We start from the raw sequence: 20961 nt of genomic DNA on the forward strand, positions 1-20961 counted from the left end.
ACGTTGGCGTGCCCACCGCATGGCACCACTACGCCGGCTACACCTTCCGCTGGGGGAGGGGTGACCACACTGTCACCGTCCATCAAGGCCGTCATCTGGCGTCCTATGCCAACACGTTCCTCGTCGACGTCATCGACGTCGGCGCTGATTGGGAGGACGACAACGACCTCGTCCGTGTCACTCACTGGTGGCTTCGGCAGCAGTGGCGTGGCACTGAAAACACAGCGCGGTGCCCCGTCACCGCGCTGTGAAGCAGTGGCGGGGCACCGGTTGGCGATAACGGGCTGCCCGAGGCTCATGGGGAGCCGCGCCTGGCGTTTCAGCGCGCGTTGGCCGTGGCGAGCGCCTCCGCAATCGCGGCCATGAGGTCCGGCTTGTCCATCACCGGCACCGTCACTTCCAGGAAGACGAGCCTGTCCGTCGTCGCCCGCGCCATCTCCAGCGCGCGACGCAACTCCTCGACCGTCCCGGCGTGCAACGTGAGCGCCCGCTCCCCGGCACCCATCGCAGCCGGTACCAGCGACCAGTTCCACCTCGCAATGTCGTTGTAGGGCTGCTCGGCCCCGTGAATCGCCCGCTCGACGGTGTAGCCGTCGTTGTTCACCAACACGACGATCGGGCTGAGCCCGTTTCGCAGCATCGAGCCGATCTCCTGCGCGGTCATCAATGCCGAGCCGTCACCGATGAGCAGCACGACCCGACGGTCCGGCGCGGCAACCTGCGCGCCGAAGGCCGCGGGCAACGTGTACCCGATCGACCCCCACAGCGGCTGCCCGACGAAACCGGTCCCGCTCGGCAACGGCAGCCCGACGGCTCCGTACAACGACGTGCCCTGCTCGGCCACCACGATGTCCCCGGGCCGCAGGAACTCCTGCACGCTCGCCCACAACTCACGCTGGGTCAGGTGCGGCGCGGGCACGGGCACATCCACGTCCGTCTCCGGGACGAACTCACGCGCCCAGTCGCGACCCAACTCCCGCACAACCGCGGCGAGCCCGGACAACGCGGCCCCCATCGGCAGCGGCGCGAATCGCTGCTCACCAATCCGCGCCTCGAACGGCTGCAGGTCGATCATCCGCTCCGGCGCGATGTCCTGGGTGAACCCGGCGGTCGCCATGTCGGTGAACCGCACACCCGCCGCGATGACCACGTCGGCCTGTTCCACGGCCTGCCGCGCCGGCTTGGGGCTGGCAGCGCCGGCATAGGTCCCCACGAACGCAGGGTCGCTCTCGTCGAGCAGCCCCTTGCCCAACGCCAACGTCGTGCGCGGGAAGTGCCCCGCATCAAGCAATTCACCCAGTTCCTGCCGGGCCCCGAACCGGTCAACCAGGAAATCGGCCAACACGGTTGCCGACCCGGCGCTCGCCAGCAGCTCACGCGCCCGCCCCAGGAAGTCGGTCAGCACCCGCTCGGACAACTCCGGCTCCGGCGCGGCCAGTGGCGCGCGCGGCGGTGTGGCCGGGCTGGCAGCCACGTCGGTGGGCATCAACAGGTACCCGGGTCGGCGCTCCCGGACCGCCGCCAACAGCACACGGTCGATCTCGGCGGGAGCGGTACCGACGGCCAGGTGGGCATGCGCCACGGTGACCTCGGCGTAGGCCCGCAGGAAGTGCTCGAAGTCCCCATCACCCAGGGAGTGGTGGACGAGCGCACCCGCCCGCTGCGTGGTGGTTGAGGGGGCACCGACGACATGCACGACCGGCACGTACTCGGCATAGCTTCCGGCAATCCCGTTGATCGCGCTCAACTCGCCGACCCCGTACGTGGTCAGCAACGCGCCCACGCCATTGACCCGCGCATAGCCATCGGCGGCGTAGGCGGCGTTGAGTTCGTTGGCGTTCCCGACCCAGGTGATGTCCTCGTGGTCCATCACGTGGTCGAGGAAGGCGAGGTTGTAGTCGCCCGGTACGCCGAACAGGTGGCGCACGCCGATCTCGGCAAGCCGGTCCAGCAGGTAGTCACCGACCGTGAAGCTGTGGGTCATGGCCTCTCCTCCAACAGTTCTTGTGGAACCCCGCATCTAGCTTTCACCTAAGTTTCCGGGAAATCAGCGGTGATAATCTGAGACCTGGGGCCTGATTTTCGTGGAAACCACGAAGGAGTCGCCGTGGTCAAGGCTGAGACCGAGTCGGCGGAGCGGGCGTGGCGCCGGATTGGGGCGATCTGTCGGGAAATGGTCGATGATCTGCCTCACCTCATCCCGGCGATCGTCGCCACCATTCGCGCCGAGATTCCGAACTACGCCGTGGTGCCGGTCACCGAGCACGAGCGCCACATGGCCGAGCACTCCCGGAGCCTGCTGCACGGCCTGGCCGAGCGCCGGCCACCCAACGCCGAGGAGATCGACGAGGCCCGCACCCTGGGCCGGGCCCGCGCCCAGCAGGGGATCCCCGTCGAGCTGTTGTTGGGCGCCTACCACGTCATGCACCGCGAGCTGTGGAACGAACTGGTGCGCCGGACCCAGGCCACCGATCCCGAACTGGCCGTCGCCCTGGTGCAGACGTTCAGCGTGCTGTGGACCTGGATCCGCGGCATCACCACCCCCGCCTCGGAGTCCTACGCCGAAGCACTGCGCAGCCGACACGTCACCGAGGCCACCCTCCGGCACCGCTTCCTGGATGCGCTCACCGCCGTGTCCCCCGACCTCGAGGCCGCGGTGCCGCTCGCGCACGCTCTGGGCTACCAGCCCGACGGCCGCTTCCGGGCGCTGTGCCTGCTGACCGAGACCTGGCCGGACGACCGCCTGGACCGGCTGCAGGGATGGCTCTCCGTGCTCCGGGGCCGGGTGCACTCCGCCCCGCGCGGACTGGTCACGATCGTGCTCACCCAGCAGGCCGACACCGATCAGGTCGTGCGGGAGATCAAACGTGCGGACGAGCACTGCCCGGTCGGCGTGGGGCTGGAGCGTCCCGGGCTGTCCGGTGCCACCGCGAGCATCGCCGACGCGGAGCACGCGCTGGACATCGCCGAGCGCACCGGCGGTACCAGCTACTTCGACCGGGACTGGCTGGCCGCCAGCCTCTCCCGGCAAGCCGGCCGGCTCACCCCGCTGTTCGACGACGCCGTCCGCGCCGCGAAACTGGACCCGCACCTGGCCGAAGCGGTGCGCGCCTTCGCGGAGCACGGGCTCTCCGTGGCAGCCGCCGCCCGCGCCCTCCACCTGCACCCGAACTCGGTGTCCTACCGGCTGGAGCGCTGGCGCGACCGCACCGGGTGGGACCCGCGGTCGGGCGACGGGTTGGTGGCGTCACTGACGGCGCTCGCGTTGTACCGGCCGCAAGCCGACCGACCGGCAACGGCGAGAACACCTGACGCGCGACTAGAACGCGAGCGTGATCACGGCACTCAGATAGATGACTATCAGTAGGACGCCGTCGAACCCGAGCCGGAACCAACCCCGCCGCTGCCGGACGAGCAGGCCACCGAGCAGGACCGCAGTCATCAGCAGTGCCGCCGTGGTGAGGAAGAGCTGGTCGGTACCTGCCGCGTGGAACAGCGACCCGGGGCGGAACGCGACGTCACCGACAACGAGGTTGAGTGCGTCCAGGGTGTTTCCCCCGATGATCGCGGCGACGGCGAGGGTCATCGCGCCTCTCCGGACGGCGGCGACGGCGGTGACGGTCTCCGGTGCCGCGTTGACCAGACCCATGAAGACGGCCCCGACGAAACCGGCGGTCAGTCCGGTGGCGGCCACCATGTTCGCCGCTGCCCGCGCCACCACCCAGCCACCCACGACGACCAACAACGCGAGTGCGGCGAACTCCGCCCACAGCGAACGCGCCCTACGCGTGTCGAACCGGCCGTGTTCGGTGGGCACGTCCGGTCGCGTCTCCCGGGTGCTCACGGCGCGCCACAGCGGTCGCTCCTGTGTCCGGATGAGCGTCAACCCCCCGACGTAGAGAGCGACCATGAGCAACGAGGCCGGGTGAACGCCCAGCACGGTGGGAGAGGGGCTGAACGAGGCCAGTAGCGCGGTGCTCAACAGCACGATCAGCAGGCACCCGAACAGCAGGTTCTGCGCCGACGCTGCGGCGTGCTCGAGGTTGGCGGACCGGTACGTGGCGTCCGCGAGCACGATCGCCAGCGTCTGCGCCGCGATCCCGCCCACCGCGTTGCTGTAGGCCAGCTCGGGGTGGTCGGCCGCGGCGCTCACGCCGGTCATGACCAGGCCGGACAGCGACGTGACCAGACCGAAGAACACGGCGCCGAAGAATGCCTCACCCCAGCCGGTCCGGTCAGCGAGCGCGTCTCCGAGTCCGACCAGACGGACGGTGCAGAGGACCGTCAGCAGGCCCGCGAGGACGAAGGCGGCGACACTCCAGGCGACCGGCCACGGCTGCATCTGCCACTCGGACAACGGGAATCACCTTCGTCGCGCTGTGCTGGGAGGACCGGCTGCCCGCCATCGCCGGACACCGGACGGGCCCGGCTCTTCCGGCATGTCCACCTGCCGGGAACGATGGTGGTGGCACCCGCACTGGCTCGCGAGGCGAGCGGGGCAACGGCCGCGGCGACGGTGGGGCCTCTGGAGGCACGGTGGCGGGGGTGGGCCCCTGTCCTTACGGCACGCGACCACCAGGAGTCGGGGGAGGCTTGGGTCCCGATCGGGGCCGGGGTGACGGACACCTCGTGGGAGACCTGTCCCCCACCGGGCCCGAGGTCAGTCCCGGGTGTCGGCGGCGGTCTTGGAGGGGCGGTCGTGCAGCGCGATGACGACGCGCACCACCAGGGTCAGCGCCACGATGGCCACAGCCACCCACTGCCACATCGCGAGCCTCCGCTTGGGAATAAGGTGATCTCGAGGAATGGGGGCGTCCATCGCGGACGCCCCCATGCGCGAAGGCGACGGTACCGATTCCGATAGTGGGGGATACGGTGCTCGTTACAGCCGAGGCCGGTTCGTTGTTCACCCGTGATCATTGGCAATTGCCACTTACTCCCGGGTCCGGTCATCGAGCCGAGCCCCGGCCCCGAAACCTGCTCGACACCCGCCCCCCGCGGTTCGTTAGCCTTGCTCGGTTCGTTCCGCGCACCTGCGACGCGCGCATGCCCCGCCGGACGGGCGCCGCCAGACCGGCGCCGGACCGGCCACGGCACAGGGCACGAACCACCGAGCACAACGCTCAACCGAGCGCAACCGACGCAGAAGAACAAGGAGAGCCACACCCGTGATGCGCACGCACGAGGCCGGCACGCTCCGTGCCGGGCACGCTGGGCAGACCGTCACCCTCACCGGCTGGGTGGCCCGGCGCCGCGATCACGGTGGGGTCATCTTCATCGACCTGCGGGACGCCTCCGGCGTGGTCCAGGTGGTGTTCCGCGAGGGCGCGATGGCCGAGCGCGCCCACCGGCTGCGCGCCGAGTTCTGCGTCCGGGTGGTCGGCAGCGTCGCGCGCCGGCCCGAGGGCAACGAGAACCCGGAGATCGCCACCGGCGACATCGAGGTCACCGCGACGGACCTGGAGGTGCTCAGCGAGGCGGCGGCGCTGCCGTTCCCGCTGGACGAGCACCTCGGCGTGGGCGAGGAGGTGCGGCTGCGGCACCGCTACCTCGACCTGCGCCGCTCCAGCCCGGCCCGGGCGCTGCGCATGCGCAGCGAGGCCAACCGGATCGCCCGCGAGGTGCTGCACGGGCGGGACTTCGTCGAGGTGGAGACCCCGACCATGACCCGCTCGACCCCCGAGGGCGCGCGCGACTTCCTGGTACCCGCCCGGCTGCAGCCTGGCTGCTGGTACGCGTTGCCGCAGTCCCCACAGCTGTTCAAGCAGCTGCTCATGGTCGCCGGCATGGAGCGCTACTACCAGATCGCCCGCTGCTACCGGGACGAGGACTTCCGGGCCGACCGGCAGCCGGAGTTCACCCAGCTCGACATCGAGATGAGCTTCGTCGAGCAGGACGACGTGATCGCGCTGGGCGAGGAGATCGTCGCCGCGCTGTGGCGGGACTTGGCCGGCCACGAGATCCCCCGCCCGATCCGGCGGATGACCTACGCCGAGGCCATGGCCCGCTACGGCACCGACAAGCCGGACCTGCGCTTCGCGCTGGAGCTGACCGACCTCACCGAGTTCTTCGCCGACACCCCGTTCCGGGTCTTCCAGGCCCCCTACGTCGGTGCGGTCGTGATGCCCGGTGGCGCGGACCAGCCCCGCAAGCAGCTGGACGCCTGGCAGGAGTGGGCCCGCCAGCGCGGTGCCAAGGGCCTGGCCTACGTGCTGGTCAACACCGACGGCACGCTCGGTGGCCCGGTCGCCAAGAACCTGTCGGAGACCGAGCGCGCGGGCCTGGCCAAGGCGGCCGGTGCCGCGCCCGGCGACTGCGTCTTCTTCGCCGCCGGCCCGGCCCGGGAGGCACGTGCGCTGCTCGGCGCCGCCCGGCTGGAGATCGGCCAGCGGTGCGGCTTGGTCGACCCGGACGCCTGGTCGTTCGTCTGGGTGGTGGACGCGCCGATGTTCGAGCCGGACGAGGAGGGCGGCTGGACCGCGGTGCACCACCCGTTCACCTCGCCCAACGCCGAGTGGATCGACCGCTTCCAGCAGGCTCCGGACCAGGCGCTGGCGTGGGCCTACGACATCGTCTGCAACGGCAACGAGATCGGCGGCGGCTCGATCCGTATCCACCGGGCGGACGTGCAGGAGCGGGTGTTCGAGGTGCTGGGCATCTCCGAACAGGAGGCGCAGGACAAGTTCGGCTTCCTGCTGGACGCCTTCAAGTACGGCCCGCCGCCGCACGGCGGCATCGCCTTTGGCTGGGACCGGATCTGCATGCTGCTGGCCGGGGCTGACTCGCTGCGCGACGTCATCGCCTTCCCCAAGACCGGTGGTGGCTTCGACCCGCTGACCGGTGCCCCGGCGCCGATCACCGACCAGCAGCGCCGGGAGGCCGGCATCGACGCGCGGCCGGCCGTCAAGCAGAGCCCGCTGGAGCTGCCCAAACACGCGCAGCCCACGCACCAGACCTGACCGTTCGTCCACCACGGAGCCACCCGCACCGCGGCTGCCCGCCACGGCGAGGCTTGTCGCCGTAAGGCGCCATGAGAAGTAGAGGAGCCAGGGGCGCAACCTGCGGACGCAGGTTGCGCCCCTGGTGTGAGATCACGTGGCAGGCCACGCTGAGTCGCGCGCAGGGAGGCCGTCGGCGGAGACCCTTCGTGGGCGAAACCGTTACCGCGACGAAGCACCGCATCTCAGCGATCCACACCGAACCGCCCGCTCGCGGAACCCGATCGCGACGCAGCGCGTTCAATGGTCGCGGGGGAGCAGGCCGGGTGAAGGCGGGTTCGTTCCGGTCCCCCGAACGCACAACTCGTTCTGTCGAAGGCTGCGACGGCGGTGTGATGCGGCGTTCCCAATCCCTGCTCGGTCCGTGGGACTGCCCGTCCATTCCCTTACCTGGTGCGAAGGAATCTGCTAGGCATGGGTGCTGGCCGCCGCGCTCGTGCTGTTGTCCAGCGGAAAGCGACCCGGTGTGCCGCCAGGCTCCCCGGGCGCGCCGGTCGGGCTGGTGCTACCCAGCGCTCGCCGGCGGCCGTGGTCGGCCGCGTGCTGGTCCGTCCGGCGGCGTCCAGATCGCCGACCGCCGACCGTTACCTTCGCGTGCCCACGCGGGAACCATTCGGGTCCACACTGCTCCCATCGTGGCACCGGGCAGCGTGCGGACCCGGGTCGCGTACGCCGTTCAGCCCCGTCTCAGGTAACGCGAGTAGGGTCGGAGGAGATGAGCGTGGAGATCACCATGGGGCCGCCGGACGTCGACGACGATGCGGTTGGTCCCGAGGTGGCCGCGACGGTGAAGGCGGCCGAGGGCGTGCTCAGCCGCCGCTTCGGCGCACCCGTCCGGCTGGCCGAACCCGAGGACCTCGGCGGCAGCGCGCGGTCCGTGGTGGCCCGGGTCAAGGTCGCCGCGACCCCGTTCTCCTTACCCAGAACCCTGGTGGTCAAGCACTACCGGGACGGGGTTGTCGGCGGGGGCGCCGAGACATTCGCCCGGGAAACCGCCAGCTGCCAGCTGTTCACCGCGTTCGCGCTGCAGGAACGGGTCGGCCCGGAGCTGGTCGCGCACGACGCGGGCGAGCGGTTGCTGGTCATGGAGGACCTCGGGCGGGCACCGACACTGGCCGACAAGCTCATCGGTGACGATGCGCGGTCGGCCGAGCGGTCGCTGCTCGGGTGGGCCCGGTCGCTTGGCAGGCTGCACGCCAGCACCGCCGGTCGCGAGCCGGACTTCGACGCGTTGTCGCGCCGGCTCGGCCGCGACGGCGAGCCGGATCCGACCATCCGGCGGGCCCGTGCCGCACTGGTCGAGCTGCCCGGACTGCTGGCCGAGCGGCTGGACGTGGCCACCCCGGAGCCGGTGGCCGAGCGTGCCCGGCGGGCGGCGAAACTGCTCAGGGGCACCCGGTACCGGGCGTTCAGCCCATCCGACGTCTGCCCGGACAACAACCTGGTGACCAGCCGCGGCGTGCGGTTCCTGGATTTCGAGTGGGGTTGCTTCCGGGACATCGCGTTGGACGCGGCGCACCTGCGGGTGCCCTTCCCGTCACGCTGGTGCGTGTTCGCGCTGCCGCCGGGAATGGCCGAGGCGATGGTGGCGGCCTGGCAGGCCGAGGTGCGGCCGGTCTGGCCGGACCTGACCGACGAGGTGTTGCTGCCGCGGTTGCTGGACGCGCAGATGCTGTGGGTGTGGGTGTCCACCTGCTGGCTGCTCGCCGACGAGGCCAGCCGGCAACGCCTGCCCGGCGCGGAGATGGCCGACGCACCTCGCCAGCCGCTGGCGCTGGTGGACCGCTGGGAGTCGCTGGCGGCGCAGCTGGCCCCGGTGTGTGCCGGGAGTGCCGAGCACGCCCGGACGGTGGCGGCCAGGTTGCGGCACCGGTTCGACCTGGGTGACGAGCGGTTGCCGCTGTTCCCGGCCTTCCGCTGAGCCGCCGAAACGGCGCACCAAGGGTTCGCGAAGCCGTTTTCGTCCGGTCACGGCTCGCTCATCCGGTGTGAGCCCAGGTCGTTGATCGTGGTCGCGTGGACCCGCGAGCCGTGGAAACGACCTGGGACACCGGTGGCCGTGCCGTGCGCCGCCTGGTGGCGTTGGGCGACTCGACCACCGTGGGGCTGGGGGACCCCCGGCCCGGCGGCGGGTGGCGGGGTTTTCCCGCCTTGCTCGCCGACGCACTCGGCGGAGCCGGAAAGGTGCGACTTGCCAACCTGTCCTTCACCGGTGCCCGGGTCGGGTGCGTGCGGACCCGACAGCTGCCGACAGCGCTTCGGTTCGGGCCGGACGCCGCGGTGCTCGTCGTCGGCATGAACGACACCATGCGGGCGGACTTCGACCCGGTGCGGCTGCATGACGATCTCGACGCGGTCATCGGGCGGCTCGCCCTCGCCGGCGCGGTGGTGGCGACGGTGCGCTTCCACAACCATGGGCGTGTTTTCCGGCTACCGGGCCCGTTGCGACGGGCCCTGTGGCGCCGGATCGAGGAGCTGAACTCGATCACGGACGTGGTTGTCGCACGACACGGCGCCCGCTGCGTCGACCTGCACACGACACCGGGGACCTACGACACGCGGGCATGGAGCGTCGACCGGTTGCACCCATCGGAACTGGGACACCGGATGCTGGCGCGGGGTTTCGCCGAACAGTTCGCCGCGGCGGGGTGTGCGGTCCCGCGGCCGGTGAGCCTGGCCTGCGCCGGCGGTGCCCGCGTGACCGGGCTCCATCACGCGGGATGGTTGGTGGTCAAGGGCGTGCCGTGGCTGTGGCGTCGCGGGCGGGACCTGGTGCCTTACGCGGTATCGATGTTCGCCCGGGAGTGGCTGCGCGGGCAGGACGAGCAGCCCGCGCCACAGTGGTCCGGCGAAGCCCTGACCACACCCCAGCAAGCCCCCGAGTCCATGTGAGGAACACCGGATCGGGCGAGACATCCCCGGTGCGCGCAATGCGTTCCGCGGTGCGGACATCCGGTTCGGCGAGGACCGGCTCCGCGGGTAGTACTTCATGCACGTCAGAAAAAGCAACCGAGGTCACAACGACCGGTCTGTCCAGCAGGTTTGGCTTGTTGTTCACCCGTTCGCCACGGGAGGACACAAAGACGTTATGTCCTAATCGGTATGTTCGTGATCAGCGACACCAAGTACCCGAGGGCGCTGAATCGGAACGAACCGGACAGCGCTCTCGGGTGTGCTGTCTCGCGGCACGTGGGAGACGACAGCTGGCGCCGAAGGGGGGAACCGATGCCTCGAGCTGACACCTCGCGGGCGCGCGCGTTCCTGCCGGTTCGTGCGGCGGTCTGGGTCTTCCTCGTGCTCTTCTCTCTCCTCGGCGGTGCCTCCGCCGCGCTGGCCGAGCCGCTGTCGCTGCACCCGAGCGAGCAGGCCGACCAGCAGGTGACGGTCGACCAAGGCTGCGCTGACCCGCAGGCCCGGTCGGAGGAGCCCACCGCACCGCCGGAACATCTCGTGGCGCAACGACGCGGCCACGTCCGGGACGAGGCCACGCCGCCGGCCGCGGCGGTCACCCCACCCGTCCCCCACGTTGCCGATCAGCGGGCGCGCACCGTTCCCGCCGCCAGTGGAGCCGGGGAGTGTCGCACCGTCGCGCACACCCCCGAAATGCTCCAGGTGTTCCTTAGCTGATCGAACCGCTGGCCGGTCCTGACCGTTTCCTCGACAGACCGACAAAAGCGACATACAGCAGAGGCGAGATGAATTTCCCAACCCCTGCGCGGTACCGCCATGCCTGCGTCACGCGCGCGTTCGACCAGCGACGACGACAATCCGGCGCCCACCTGCGGCGTCGCTCCGCCGTCCCCTGCGACATCCACTCCGCAATCGGCACCAGCCCTACCCCAGCTGAGGTATTTGGCGTGAATTCGACTCCGCTTCGCCGGGCGGAGAAGTCGCACGCCGTGCGGCTCGACAGCACGGGTGAGGCGCGATGAGCACGAAGTGGGAAACGAAGGTGTCCGATCTCCCGACCCGCTTCACGACGTGGCTCCGCCGGGATGCGGCGGCCGATTTCGGTGCGTCGCTGGTGGTGTTCCTGGTTGCGGTGCCGCTGTGCGTGGGAGTTGCGGTGGCTTCCGGTGCACCGGCCGAACTGGGCATCGTCACCGGCATCGTCGGCGGTCTCGGGGTCGGCCTGCTGCCGGGCAGCACCATGCAGGTCAGTGGGCCGTCCCCCGCCCCGGCCGTGCTGGTGGCCGAGGCGGTGTCCCGGCACGGCCTGGCCGCGCTGGGGGTGATCGTGCTCGGCGCCGGCCTGCTCCAGGTGCTGATGGGCCTGCTCCGGCTCGGCCGCTGGTTCCAGGCCATCTCCCCGTCGGTGGTGCGGGGCATGCTCGCCGGGATCGGCCTGGTGCTGCTGCTCGGCCAGCTCTACCCGTTCTTCGGTGCCGCCCAGCCCAAGAACATCGTCGGCAAGCTGGCCGGCCTGCCCGGGCTGGTCACCGGGGCACTGGACCGCTGGTCCGTCGCGGCCTCGGCACTGATCGGCGTGCTGACCCTGCTCGTCCTCGTGGCCTGGCAACGGATGCCGGCCAAGCTACGCCAGGTACCCGGGGCACTCGCGGCGGTGGTCGTGACCGCCACCGTCGTGGCGGTGGCCGGACTGCCCGTGGCCACCGTCCAGGTCGGTGGCCTCGGCGCCGTCATCTCCCCGCCCGACATGGGGCAGTGGTCGCTGTTCACCGACCCGGCCGTGCTCGGCACGATAATCACCTTCGCGCTGGTCGCCTCGGCGGAGAGCATGTTCAGCGCGGCAGCGGTGGACCGGCTGCACACCGGGCCCGCGACCCGGTACAACACCGAGCTGGCAGCGCAGGGTGCGGGCAACGTGGTCAGCGGGGCACTGGGCGCGCTGCCCGTGACCGCGGTGATCGTGCGGAGTGCGGCGAACGTCCAGGCGGGGGCGCGGACGAAGGCGTCGCGGGTGCTGCACGGGGTCTGGTTGCTGTTGTTCGCCGTGTTCCTGCCCGAGCTGCTCGCGCTGGTGCCGCTGCCCACGCTGGCCGCGTTGCTCGCGCACGCCGGCTGGAAGCTGCTCAACCTCCGAGAGCTCGTGCCGTTGCTGCGCACGCAGCGCGTGGAGGGCGCGATCGTGCTGCTCACCGCCGGCTCGATCGCCGCGATCGACCTACTCACCGGCGTGATCATCGGTTTGCTGGCGGCGATCGCCAAGACCGCGTGGGACGTCTCCCGGCTCTCGGTGAAGTGGCATCACGTGGGGGACCGGGTGTGTGTGCGGTTGGGCGGTATCGCAACCTTCCTCCGGCTTCCCCGGCTGCTCGCGGCACTGCACGCGGTTCCGGACGCGCGTCGGGTCGAGCTCGACCTCTCCGAGCTGCGTCACCTCGACGATGCGTGCCGGCAGGCGGTGGAAAGCTGGGCCGAGCAACGTCGAAGGTCCAACACCGAGGTCGACCTGTCGCTGCCGGAACGGGTTTCGGTCTCCGGCTGACCGGGAAACCGTTGCGTGTCCCAAAAACGCCCTCCCGGGACTTGTCGGTCGTGAGTCAACGTTTCCCGATCAGCCGAGCAGCGGGGCGAGGGGCAGAGCGAGCGGCGCACCGGCAAGGTGCGCAGGCGTTGCCCCGAGCCATCGGCTCAGGTGGCGAGGACGGTGTCCACTGTGGTGGGTGCCGTCCTCACCACCGGTCGAACACCGGTCAGGTAATGGGATGCCAGCCGCGCTGGATCCGCTGGCTACCCGAACGAACCCGACAAGACCGGGCACAGGACACCGCGGAATCGCGCTTGGTGCGGTCGGCCACGTAGTACCAGTCCATCTGGACCGCACCCGGTGTCACCTCCAGCACGGACGCACCGTGCGAGTCGTACTCCACCCAGCGCACGTGCCGGTTCAGCGCCCTGATCCCGTTCTCCAAAGGGATGGAGGCGGTCCGTGGCGGAACGCCGAGGAGGTCGTCGATGTTGTCCGAGGTGACCGAGGTGCACACCAACTCGGTGGCGACCGAGCGGCTGAGCGGGTAGCTGCCGGCGTCCAGCGGAACGTCGCACGCCCACGACGAGTGGATGTCGCCGGTCAGGAACACCGTGTCCCGCACCTCGTTGTCGGCCAGGGCACGGAGAAGCCGCCGGCGGTCGGCCGCATAGCCGTCCCACTGGTCGGTCAGCACCGCGCCGCCCTCGCGCGGCAGACCCAGTAGTTCCAGCAGGGGGCCGGTGAGGTCGGCCGGTAGCGGCGGAACGAGCACCGGGGAGACCATCACCGAGGTGCCGACCAGCTTCCACTGCGCGGTCGTGCCAAGCAGCCCGTCGAGGAGCCACGACATCTGCTCCCGCCCGGTGATCGTGCGATCGGGGTTGTCGACGTCGCCGTTGAGCGGCTTGGTCTGTTGGGACCGGTAGCTGCGCAGGTCGAGCAGGGACAGCTCGGCGAGCCGGCCGAACCGTAGCCGGCGGTAGATGCGGTCGCCCGCGTTGCGCACCGGCATCCACTCGAAGTAGGCGCGGTGCGAGGCGAGCTTGCGGGCGGCGTAGTCGCCTTCCGTGCCGGGCGTGTGGTTCTGTGCCCCGTCCGCCCACGCGTCGTTGCTGACCTCGTGGTCGTCCCAGGTGGCGATCAGGGGACAGGTGGCATGCAGGCGTTGCAGATCCGGGTCGGTCTTGTACTGCGCGTGCCGCCGTCGGTAGTCGGCGAGCGTGATGGTCTCGTGCGGCGGATCGTGCGGTCGTACGGACCAACCAAGGGGGAAATCACCCGGCGCGTACTCGTAGATGTAGTCGCCCAGGTGCACGACGGCATCCAGGTCACCGCGCTCGGCCAGGTAGCGGTAGGCCGCGAAATGACCGGCCTGCCAGTTGGAGCACGAGACCACGCCGAGACGGAGCCGGGACAACGCCGCATCCGTGGCGGGTGCGGTCTTCGTGGTGCCCGCGGGGGAAAGCTGGCCCTCGAAGAGGAATCGGTAGGAGTAGCTGGTGGCCGGTGCGAGACCGGTGACGTCCACCTTCACCGTGTGGTCACGGCCGGGGCCGGTCCGGGTGACACCGGATGCCACCACGGTGCGGAAGGAGGCGTCGGTGGCCACCTCCCACCGGACCTCCACGTCGGGACCGACCCCGGAGCCGGGCACGGCTTCCGGGGTCGGGGAGATGCGGGTCCATAACAGGACGCTGTCGGGTAACGGGTCACCGGAGGCCACACCGTGCCGGAACGCGGTGTCGCGTTGCTGGCCCTGTGGCGGTGCATGCGGTTCGGTGGCGAGAACCTCCGGAGGCAGGGCCGTGGCAGCGGCCGCGCCCAACGCGGTGGCGCCGGTGGCCCGGAGCAGGGTGCGCCGATTGAGAGGATTATTCACATTTCACTACTGTGCAGTGCCCGCACGCCCCGAGGAAGAGCAGAGATCAGGCGTTCACCAGCCGATCACCGACTGGGAATCGAGCGGCCAGCCAGCACGACCGCGTCCGCCAGCAACCCCGCGGCCCGGCACCGGGCGACCAGCCGATCGGCGAACAACCCCTCCGCGACGAACACCGGCGCACCGTCCAGTCGCACCTCCTGCGTGCCCACCGGGCGGTTCTCGCTGATCGCGTAGACCGGGGCGGCAACCCGCCCCGTCGTCGCCAGCTCCGCGATGGCGGACAGCGCCTCGTCGACGTTCCAGGCGTCCGGGTCCTCCCAGTCCACCGCGCCCTCGGCGTCGCGGGGCAGCAGCGGGTCGTCGCCCGGTCGGTAGAAGTCGTCCAGCCGCAGCGTCGGCCAGCCGAGCCGGGCGGCGAGGGTGGACTTGCCGGAGCCGGAGGGACCGGCAAGCAGCACGACGCGGGCGGAGACCACGGGAGACGACACGAGGGGCCAGTTTCGCACGCCCGGCCGAGGCAACGGTGCCGGGGCCGACCGGAGGTGTCGGACCCGGCGGGTAGCGTCGGGTCCGTGGACGACGCCCTGTTCGACGGCGGTCTGTTCGGCGCCGACGTGGCGGAGCGCGCCGAGGAGAAGCTCACCGAGAACGCCCCGCTCGCGGTGCGGATGCGACCGCGCACCCTGGACGAGGTGGTCGGCCAGGACCACCTGCTCGGCCCGGGTGCCCCGCTGCGCCGGCTGGTCGAGGGTGCCGCGCCGGCCTCGGTGCTGCTGTACGGGCCGCCGGGCACCGGCAAGACGACCCTGGCCACCCTGGTCTCCACCGCCACCGGCCGCCGGTTCGTCGCCCTGTCCGCGCTGTCGTCGGGGGTCAAGGAGGTCCGGGCCGTCATCGACGAGGCCCGGCGGCGGCTGGGCCGCTCCGGCGAGTCCACCGTCCTGTTCATCGACGAGGTACACCGCTTCTCCCGCACCCAGCAGGACGCCCTGCTCGGCGCGGTCGAGGACCGGGTGGTGCTGCTCGTGGCGGCGACCACCGAGAACCCGTTTTTCTCCGTGGTCTCCCCGCTGCTGTCCCGCTCCCTGGTGCTCCAGCTCCGCCCGCTCACCGACGACGACGTGCGCACCCTGGTGCACCGCGCCGTGACCGACGAGCGCGGGCTGGCCGGTGCGGTGAGCCTGGCCACCGCCGCCGAGGACCACCTGGTGCGGCTGGCCGCCGGGGACGCCCGGCGGGCGCTGACCGCCCTGGAGGCGGCCGCTGATGCGGCGATCTCCCAGCAGGGCACCGAGATCGACCTGGCCACCGTGGAGTCCACCGTGGACAAGGCCGCGGTCCGCTACGACCGCGCCGGAGACCAGCACTACGACGTCGTCAGCGCCTTCATCAAGTCCATCCGCGGTTCGGACGTCGACGCCGCGCTGCACTACCTCGCGCGCATGATCGAGGCGGGGGAGGACCCGAGGTTCGTCGCGCGACGGCTGATCGTGCACGCCAGCGAGGACGTCGGCATGGCCGACCCGACCGCCCTGCAGACCGCGGTGGCCGCCGCCCAGGCCGTCCAGCTCGTCGGCCTGCCGGAGGGCCGCCTGGCACTCGCCCAGGCCACGATCCACCTGGCCACCGCCCCGAAGTCCAACGCGGTGATCACCGCGGTCGACGCCGCCCTGTCCGACGTCCGACGCGGGGAGGTCGGTGGGGTGCCCCCGCACCTGCGGGACGGCCACTACACCGGCGCGTCCCGCCTCGGCCACGCGCAGGGATACCGCTACCCGCACGACATCGCCGAAGGCGTGGTCGCCCAGCAGTACGCCCCGGACGGCCTCGTGGGGCGCGACTACTACCGGCCGACCCCGCGGGGCGCCGAGCGCGTGCTTGCCGACCGGGTTCCCAAGCTCCGCCGGATGACCCGCGGCGAGCCGGGCGATACCGAAACGCCGCGCTGACGCATCGGCGCAGGGGCGCCGCCCGCTCCCGCACCGACTTCCGCCCCGTCCTGCAGCGGACCAACTCGCGTGGATCCGCAACACCGCATGCCGGGGCCGGGCACCCCTCAACACCTGGGCGTTGCAACGCTTCCCAGAACCGATGCAGCGCTCTGGCGTTCCTCACCAGCCATCCGGCGGGGGAATCGAGGAGATCGGATACAGCGGGTTCGGAATCTTCCCGCGGGGCGCGATGGCGTGCCGGTAGGGCAGTTCCGCGTAGCCGGTCTGCAGGAGCCGGTCACCGTTGAGGGGATACCGGCCAAAGGTCGGGGCCAACAGGGTCCCCACCGCCATCCGGTCGGCGAGATGGGGATGACGCCGCCGGTACGATTCGATCTCCCCGCGCACCCGACCCCACAGCCGATCCTCATCGATTTTGTGATGATCGGCCAACAGCACCGACAGCGGCCGCAGGACACCAACAAGCAACGCGTCCACCAGATACTGCCGTAACACCTGCCACGGCTTGCGTGGCAGCACCCGGTCGTGCGAGTCGGGATCGGGGCCGCGCTCGGGGACGGGCTCCGCCGACACGTTGACGTCGTCGATGAGGTCCTTGAGCACGGCCCGCCTGGGCATCCCGTCCCTACCGGCAACCACGAGAACGTTCTCGCCGTGCGGATTGACCGTGATCCCGTACTGGAAGAGCACGTGCAGCAACGGTCGTAACAGGCTGCGCAGCAGTGCGGCCAGCCACGCCTCGGCGTCCCCACCCGACCGCGCGATGTACTCGCTCACCAGCGGCCGTCCCGCCGGATCCACGTGCAGCACCGCGGCCAGGGGCCAGGCACGCTCGTCCTTGGCCAGCTCCGGATCAACTGGCTCACGCCAGATACAGCCGAGGGTTTCCAGCCAGGTGTAGGGAACGCCCTCCACCGCAGACAGATGCGGGTGGCGGACGGTCACCGAAGCAACCTCGCCGAGCAGGACCGTGCCCCACTCGGACAGCAGCTTGTCGCTGCGCCAGATTCCCCGCAGCCACTGCGACACCACCGGCGCCGACAACGAGCAGTGTGGCGGGATTCCCCGCCACACCGCGGTGTTGAGAATACGCAAAGGCAACTTCACCTGGAAGCGATCCGGCGTGTCCATATTGGATAATGTGCGGATCGCCTGTGTGGGCAGGTAGTTGTCCGTTGCCTCACCCAGCACCACCAGCCGTCCGGTCGCCATCTCCGGGGACCACAGCGTGCGGACCACGTGATCAAGCTGCCACGGATGCACGGGTAGCCAGACGTAGGTATCGGGGTCCAGGCCCCTGCCCCGCAGGACCTCCCGGAACGCCTGCACCGTCCCAGCGTCGAGCTCCTGCTCCACCACCGCGCGCTCGGAGAGCTCCGAAGTACCGCGGAATTCCGCCAGCCCACGGTGCGCGGCCAGCCAAGGTAGCCGCAGCGCCCGCCGCGCCTCCGGGGCATAGCTGGCCACGTCGCTCGCGGCGAAGCCGATGCGCCCCTTGTTGGCCACCAACCACGGATGCCCGGTGAGGTGACCCTCGAGCTCGGCGTACCCCAGGTCCGCGAGTTCGGCGGCCGGCCGCGCGGTCTCGGCCGCGGCCACGTCCGCGGCCAGTGTCGCGGTCACCTCGCCCAGGTAGCCGGCCAACGTCTCCGGCGCGACCCCGAGCTCCGGCGCGGCATCCACCAGGAACTGTTGCACGTCCTCGGCGAGCTGCGCCACGTCGTCGCCCAGGATCCCGCGGGCGCAGCGCCGCACCGAACCCGGATCCACCAGCCACCCGCCGAAGGCGGTGCGTCGTGCCCGGAACAGGTAGCTGGCGCCGGGCAAACGCAGCCGATAGCCGTCCGGCTCGGTGGGCTGCGGATCGAGCATCGCCTCGAACGCCAGCTCGCCGATCGCCTTGGCCAGCAGGGCACGGGACGCCGATCGCCAGGTATCCGCACTCACCTCGTACCTCCCTGCTGGGCGCTGCGGTGCGACACCTGCCTGGCTCTCCCATCGGGTGGTCGATCGGAATCCCGGGAGCAACCGCGCTCGTTGGTGCGCCACAGCCGAAATTCGGTGAGCAGCACAGCGATCTGCAAACGCATCTCCGACACCACGGTGTCCACAGTGGAGCAGAGTGCGTTGAGGAACTGTCCGACCGATCCGCGTTCGAGCGCGACCATCTCACGCTCGGCGACCCGGCGCGGAGTCGGCAGGGGGTGCAGTCGATTAGTCACAGTGGGAGGTCCTTCCGGGATCGCGGGTACACCAGCAACACGGCGGGCTTGTTCGGCAGGCTGACCTCCCCGACGGGGAGGAAACCGGCCGCGGAGAACGCTCGACGCGACGGGCCGTTGCGCACGTCGGGCTCGGCGACCACCCGACCGCACTCCGGGTCGGCGGCAAGCAGCCCGTCGGCGACCTCCCGCAGCAGCGTGCGACCCAGCCCGCGTCCGGTCCGGCCCAGCTCGCCGATCGCCAAGTGCACCCCGAGGTCGTTCGGCCGGCACGGATAGTGCTCGGCCAACCGGTCCCGCACGACCCGGTAGACCTCCAGGTACGCCACGGGTTGCTCGTCCCGACTGATCAGGCACGGCAGCGAGTGGTCACCGGCGAGCTGCCCGGACAGCTCGGCCGCCCACCGGTGCTGCGCCCACGCCTGCTTCCAGAACGCCGCCACGTGCGGGGCACCCATCCAGTCGTGGATGAGCGCCAGGTCCGCACCGTCCGGCGCGGCCACCCGCACCGACCAAGGCCGCGGCAACCGGGGTAACGGCGGCCCGGGAACCGGTTCCGGATGCACACCTCCCACACCAAGGCCGTCAAGGCTGTTCGCGCCGACACTCCGCTCGATCGTGGTCATCGCGCACCTCACACAGGACGCTTCGCGGAAGAGTGGTCATTGCGGGGGAAACGGGTCACCCCGGGGCTGCGGCACCGCCCGCCCCGCAGGGGTATGCGCGCCGCCGAACCACGAACACCGGGCTCGCACAACGAACCGCCCGGCCGCCACCGCCGCTGTCGCCGTCACGCCGCCCCCTCCTCGTCGAGCTCCCGATCCAGCTCGGTCAGGCATTCCCGGCCCGCGTCCAGCACCGCGTCGACCAGGGCATCCACGTCCCGTTGCGTGGCCGCCGGGTTGAGCAACGTGAACTTCAGGCACACCCGCCGCGGCGAGCCGGGGCCGGCGAGCCGGGTCGCGGTCCGGCCGACCAGAGCCCGCCCGCTTTCGGCGAGCCGGCGCCGTAATCGGGCGTTGACCTCGTCATCCATCGCCGGATACGGGGTCCGGTAACGGAACACCACCGTGGTCAGCTCCACGGGGCACACCAGTTCCAGCTCGGGCTCGGCCGCGATCCGTTGCTGCGCATGGGTGGCCAGGCCGTGGCAGGTGTCCACCAGTCGACCCAGGCCGCGCCGGCCGTGCGCCAGCAACGTGGCCGCGATCTTCACCGCATCCGCCCGGCGCGTGGTCTGCAGGCTGCGACCGAGCAGGCCCTCGTAGCCCGCATCGGTGTCGTCGGCCGGGTTGAGGTAGGCCACCTCCCGGCCCAGCGGGGCAAAAGCGGCCGCCCCGGCGGTGAGCAACACGCTCGCCGCGGCCGGCTGCCAGCCCAGCTTGTGCAGATCGACCGTGATCGAGTCGGCCAGTTCCAGGCCGGCCAGCCGCGGCGCGAGGTGCTCGGAGAACAGGGCGCCGAAGCCGTAGGCGGCATCGACGTGGAGCCACACCCCGTGCTCCCGGGTCACCTCGGCGAGCTGTGGAAGCGGGTCGATGGCACCGAAGTCGGTGTTGCCCGCCGTGGCCACCACCGCCAACGGCGTCCGCTCCGGACCCAGGTTGCGCAGCACACCGGCCAACGCCTCGGGTCGCATCCGGCGCCGCCCGTCGACCGGAATCGCCCGCACCGCGAACTCACCGAGCCCGAGCGCGGCACACGCCCGGTGGACCGAGAAGTGCACCAGTTCCGAGCACAGCACCACCGGTCCGGGCAACGCCGCGATGCCGTGCCGGCGGGCGTCCACGCCGCGACGGGCGGCTGCCGCGTCCCGCGCCAGGAGCAGGCCGAGCAGGTTCGACAGCGAGCCGCCCGGGGTGAGCACGCCGTCGGCAGCCGGCCCCAGCCCGGCGAGCCGGGCCAGCACGTCCACCACCCACCGTTCCACCGCGATGGCCGACGGTCCGGAGTCATAGGTGTCCACCGAGGCGTTGCCGGCATCGGCCAACGCGTCGGCCGCCACCGCCACCGCCAGCGGTGGCGGCTGCAGGTGCGCGGCCGCGTGCGGGTGGGTCAGGTCCACCCCGTGCTCGACCAGCACCCGGGCCAGCAGGCGCAGGGCGCCCTCCGGCCCGATGCCCTCGGTGGGCAGCTGGGCCGGCCCGAGCGGGGCGCCGGCGGCGGCGAGCACCGCCGTCGGATCACCCGCGGGAAGCGGACCTTCGGGGCGGCGGGCGGCGCGAGTGGCGCCGAGGGCGTGTCCCAGCGCGGCGCAGACCGCGGCCAGCCCGTCCGGGGCGCCGGCCAGCGGGGTGGGGAAGTAGTACCCGGGTGTGCGTCGTGCGGCATCGGATGTCCGGATCACTACACCTCCGCGGGAAACGGGAAGTTAGGTTAGCCTAACCTCAACGGTGAGACGTGCGGGGTGTCAAGCGCATGCGGCGGGGTCAGGGGCCAGATCACCACGCGATCGGGTGGGCGCGGTAGCCTC

At 71.1% G+C, this 20961-nt stretch carries 16 protein-coding genes; 8 read left to right on the forward strand and 8 right to left on the reverse strand.

Annotated elements, in window-relative coordinates; all coding sequences use genetic code 11:
- Window positions 1–8 precede the first annotated feature (8 nt).
- On the forward strand, window positions 9–251 hold the full coding sequence (locus tag IEY55_RS23695; RefSeq protein ID WP_189060745.1) for a hypothetical protein: 243 nt from the start codon (window positions 9–11) through the stop codon (window positions 249–251).
- A gap of 68 nt (window positions 252–319) precedes the next feature.
- Here IEY55_RS23695 and IEY55_RS23700 read toward each other — a convergent pair whose 3' ends face one another.
- Complete coding sequence (locus IEY55_RS23700) at window positions 320–1984, reverse strand: alpha-keto acid decarboxylase family protein (protein WP_189060746.1); 1665 nt, start codon at window positions 1982–1984, stop codon at window positions 320–322.
- A 123-nt stretch (window positions 1985–2107) separates the two neighbouring features.
- Here IEY55_RS23700 and IEY55_RS23705 point away from each other — a divergent pair, with 123 nt between their 5' ends.
- Window positions 2108–3367 carry a PucR family transcriptional regulator gene (locus tag IEY55_RS23705; RefSeq protein WP_189060747.1) on the forward strand — a complete coding sequence of 420 codons (1260 nt, stop codon included), beginning with the start codon at window positions 2108–2110 and terminating at the stop codon, window positions 3365–3367.
- Here the strand turns inward: IEY55_RS23705 and IEY55_RS23710 are convergent.
- On the reverse strand, window positions 3320–4357 hold the full coding sequence (locus IEY55_RS23710) for a sodium:calcium antiporter (protein WP_229686680.1): 1038 nt from the start codon (window positions 4355–4357) through the stop codon (window positions 3320–3322). The genes IEY55_RS23705 and IEY55_RS23710 overlap by 48 nt on opposite strands.
- 811 nt (window positions 4358–5168) lie before the next feature.
- On the opposite strand from IEY55_RS23710, the gene aspS reads away from it, so the two are divergent.
- From aspS to IEY55_RS23735, 5 genes are all read left to right on the forward strand, one after another.
- The gene (gene aspS, locus IEY55_RS23715; protein WP_189060748.1) at window positions 5169–6959 is read left to right on the forward strand and encodes an aspartate--tRNA ligase; all 1791 of its coding nucleotides are present in this window, start codon (window positions 5169–5171) and stop codon (window positions 6957–6959) included.
- A 754-nt stretch (window positions 6960–7713) separates the two neighbouring features.
- Window positions 7714–8919, forward strand: a complete 1206-nt coding sequence (locus IEY55_RS23720; RefSeq protein WP_189060749.1) for a hypothetical protein — start codon at window positions 7714–7716, stop codon at window positions 8917–8919.
- Between the two features lie 95 nt (window positions 8920–9014).
- The gene (locus IEY55_RS23725) at window positions 9015–9890 is read left to right on the forward strand and encodes an SGNH/GDSL hydrolase family protein (RefSeq protein WP_229686681.1); all 876 of its coding nucleotides are present in this window, start codon (window positions 9015–9017) and stop codon (window positions 9888–9890) included.
- A 333-nt stretch (window positions 9891–10223) separates the two neighbouring features.
- Window positions 10224–10625, forward strand: a complete 402-nt coding sequence (locus IEY55_RS23730) for a hypothetical protein (RefSeq protein WP_189060750.1) — start codon at window positions 10224–10226, stop codon at window positions 10623–10625.
- Window positions 10626–10926: 301 nt separating this feature from the next.
- Entirely contained in the window at window positions 10927–12447 is a 1521-nt protein-coding gene (locus IEY55_RS23735; RefSeq protein WP_189060751.1) for a SulP family inorganic anion transporter, read from the forward strand.
- 208 nt (window positions 12448–12655) lie between these two features.
- Here IEY55_RS23735 and IEY55_RS23740 read toward each other — a convergent pair whose 3' ends face one another.
- Together IEY55_RS23740 and IEY55_RS23745 are read right to left on the reverse strand one after the other, a co-directional pair.
- The gene (locus IEY55_RS23740) at window positions 12656–14311 is read right to left on the reverse strand and encodes an alkaline phosphatase D family protein (RefSeq protein WP_189060752.1); all 1656 of its coding nucleotides are present in this window, start codon (window positions 14309–14311) and stop codon (window positions 12656–12658) included.
- 65 nt (window positions 14312–14376) lie between these two features.
- A complete protein-coding gene (locus IEY55_RS23745) occupies window positions 14377–14802 on the reverse strand; it encodes a uridine kinase family protein (RefSeq protein WP_229686682.1) in 426 nt (141 codons plus the stop codon).
- 111 nt (window positions 14803–14913) lie between these two features.
- Between IEY55_RS23745 and IEY55_RS23750 the strand changes: the two genes are divergently transcribed.
- Window positions 14914–16263 (forward strand): replication-associated recombination protein A, encoded by a 1350-nt coding sequence (locus IEY55_RS23750; RefSeq protein ID WP_505735180.1) that lies wholly within the window; start codon window positions 14914–14916, stop codon window positions 16261–16263.
- A gap of 162 nt (window positions 16264–16425) precedes the next feature.
- Here the strand turns inward: IEY55_RS23750 and IEY55_RS23755 are convergent, their stop codons facing one another.
- The 4 genes from IEY55_RS23755 to IEY55_RS23770 all read right to left on the reverse strand — a co-directional run bounded on the left by IEY55_RS23755 (window position 16426) and on the right by IEY55_RS23770 (window position 20835).
- Window positions 16426–18213, reverse strand: a complete 1788-nt coding sequence (locus IEY55_RS23755) for an IucA/IucC family protein (RefSeq protein WP_229686683.1) — start codon at window positions 18211–18213, stop codon at window positions 16426–16428.
- Window positions 18210–18488, reverse strand: a complete 279-nt coding sequence (locus IEY55_RS23760; protein WP_189060755.1) for a hypothetical protein — start codon at window positions 18486–18488, stop codon at window positions 18210–18212. The genes IEY55_RS23755 and IEY55_RS23760 overlap by 4 nt, the downstream gene beginning before the upstream one ends.
- Window positions 18485–19114, reverse strand: a complete 630-nt coding sequence (locus IEY55_RS23765) for a GNAT family N-acetyltransferase (protein WP_189060756.1) — start codon at window positions 19112–19114, stop codon at window positions 18485–18487. Before IEY55_RS23765 ends, IEY55_RS23760 begins: the two co-directional genes overlap by 4 nt.
- Before the next feature lie 164 nt (window positions 19115–19278).
- Window positions 19279–20835 carry a pyridoxal phosphate-dependent decarboxylase family protein gene (locus tag IEY55_RS23770; protein ID WP_229686684.1) on the reverse strand — a complete coding sequence of 519 codons (1557 nt, stop codon included), beginning with the start codon at window positions 20833–20835 and terminating at the stop codon, window positions 19279–19281.
- Between the last annotated feature and the right edge of the window lie 126 nt (window positions 20836–20961).

It is taken from the genome of Longimycelium tulufanense, assembly GCF_014645795.1.
Taxonomy (GTDB): domain Bacteria; phylum Actinomycetota; class Actinomycetes; order Mycobacteriales; family Pseudonocardiaceae; genus Longimycelium; species Longimycelium tulufanense.

Coding starts and splice junctions, on each gene's coding strand:
- IEY55_RS23700 (WP_189060746.1), bottom strand. CDS start 1,984: ATGACCCACAGCTTCACGGTCGGTGACTACCTGCTGGACCGGCTTGCC.
- IEY55_RS23720 (WP_189060749.1), top strand. CDS start 7,714: ATGAGCGTGGAGATCACCATGGGGCCGCCGGACGTCGACGACGATGCG.
- IEY55_RS23730 (WP_189060750.1), top strand. CDS start 10,224: ATGCCTCGAGCTGACACCTCGCGGGCGCGCGCGTTCCTGCCGGTTCGT.
- IEY55_RS23735 (WP_189060751.1), top strand. CDS start 10,927: ATGAGCACGAAGTGGGAAACGAAGGTGTCCGATCTCCCGACCCGCTTC.
- IEY55_RS23765 (WP_189060756.1), bottom strand. CDS start 19,114: ATGACCACGATCGAGCGGAGTGTCGGCGCGAACAGCCTTGACGGCCTT.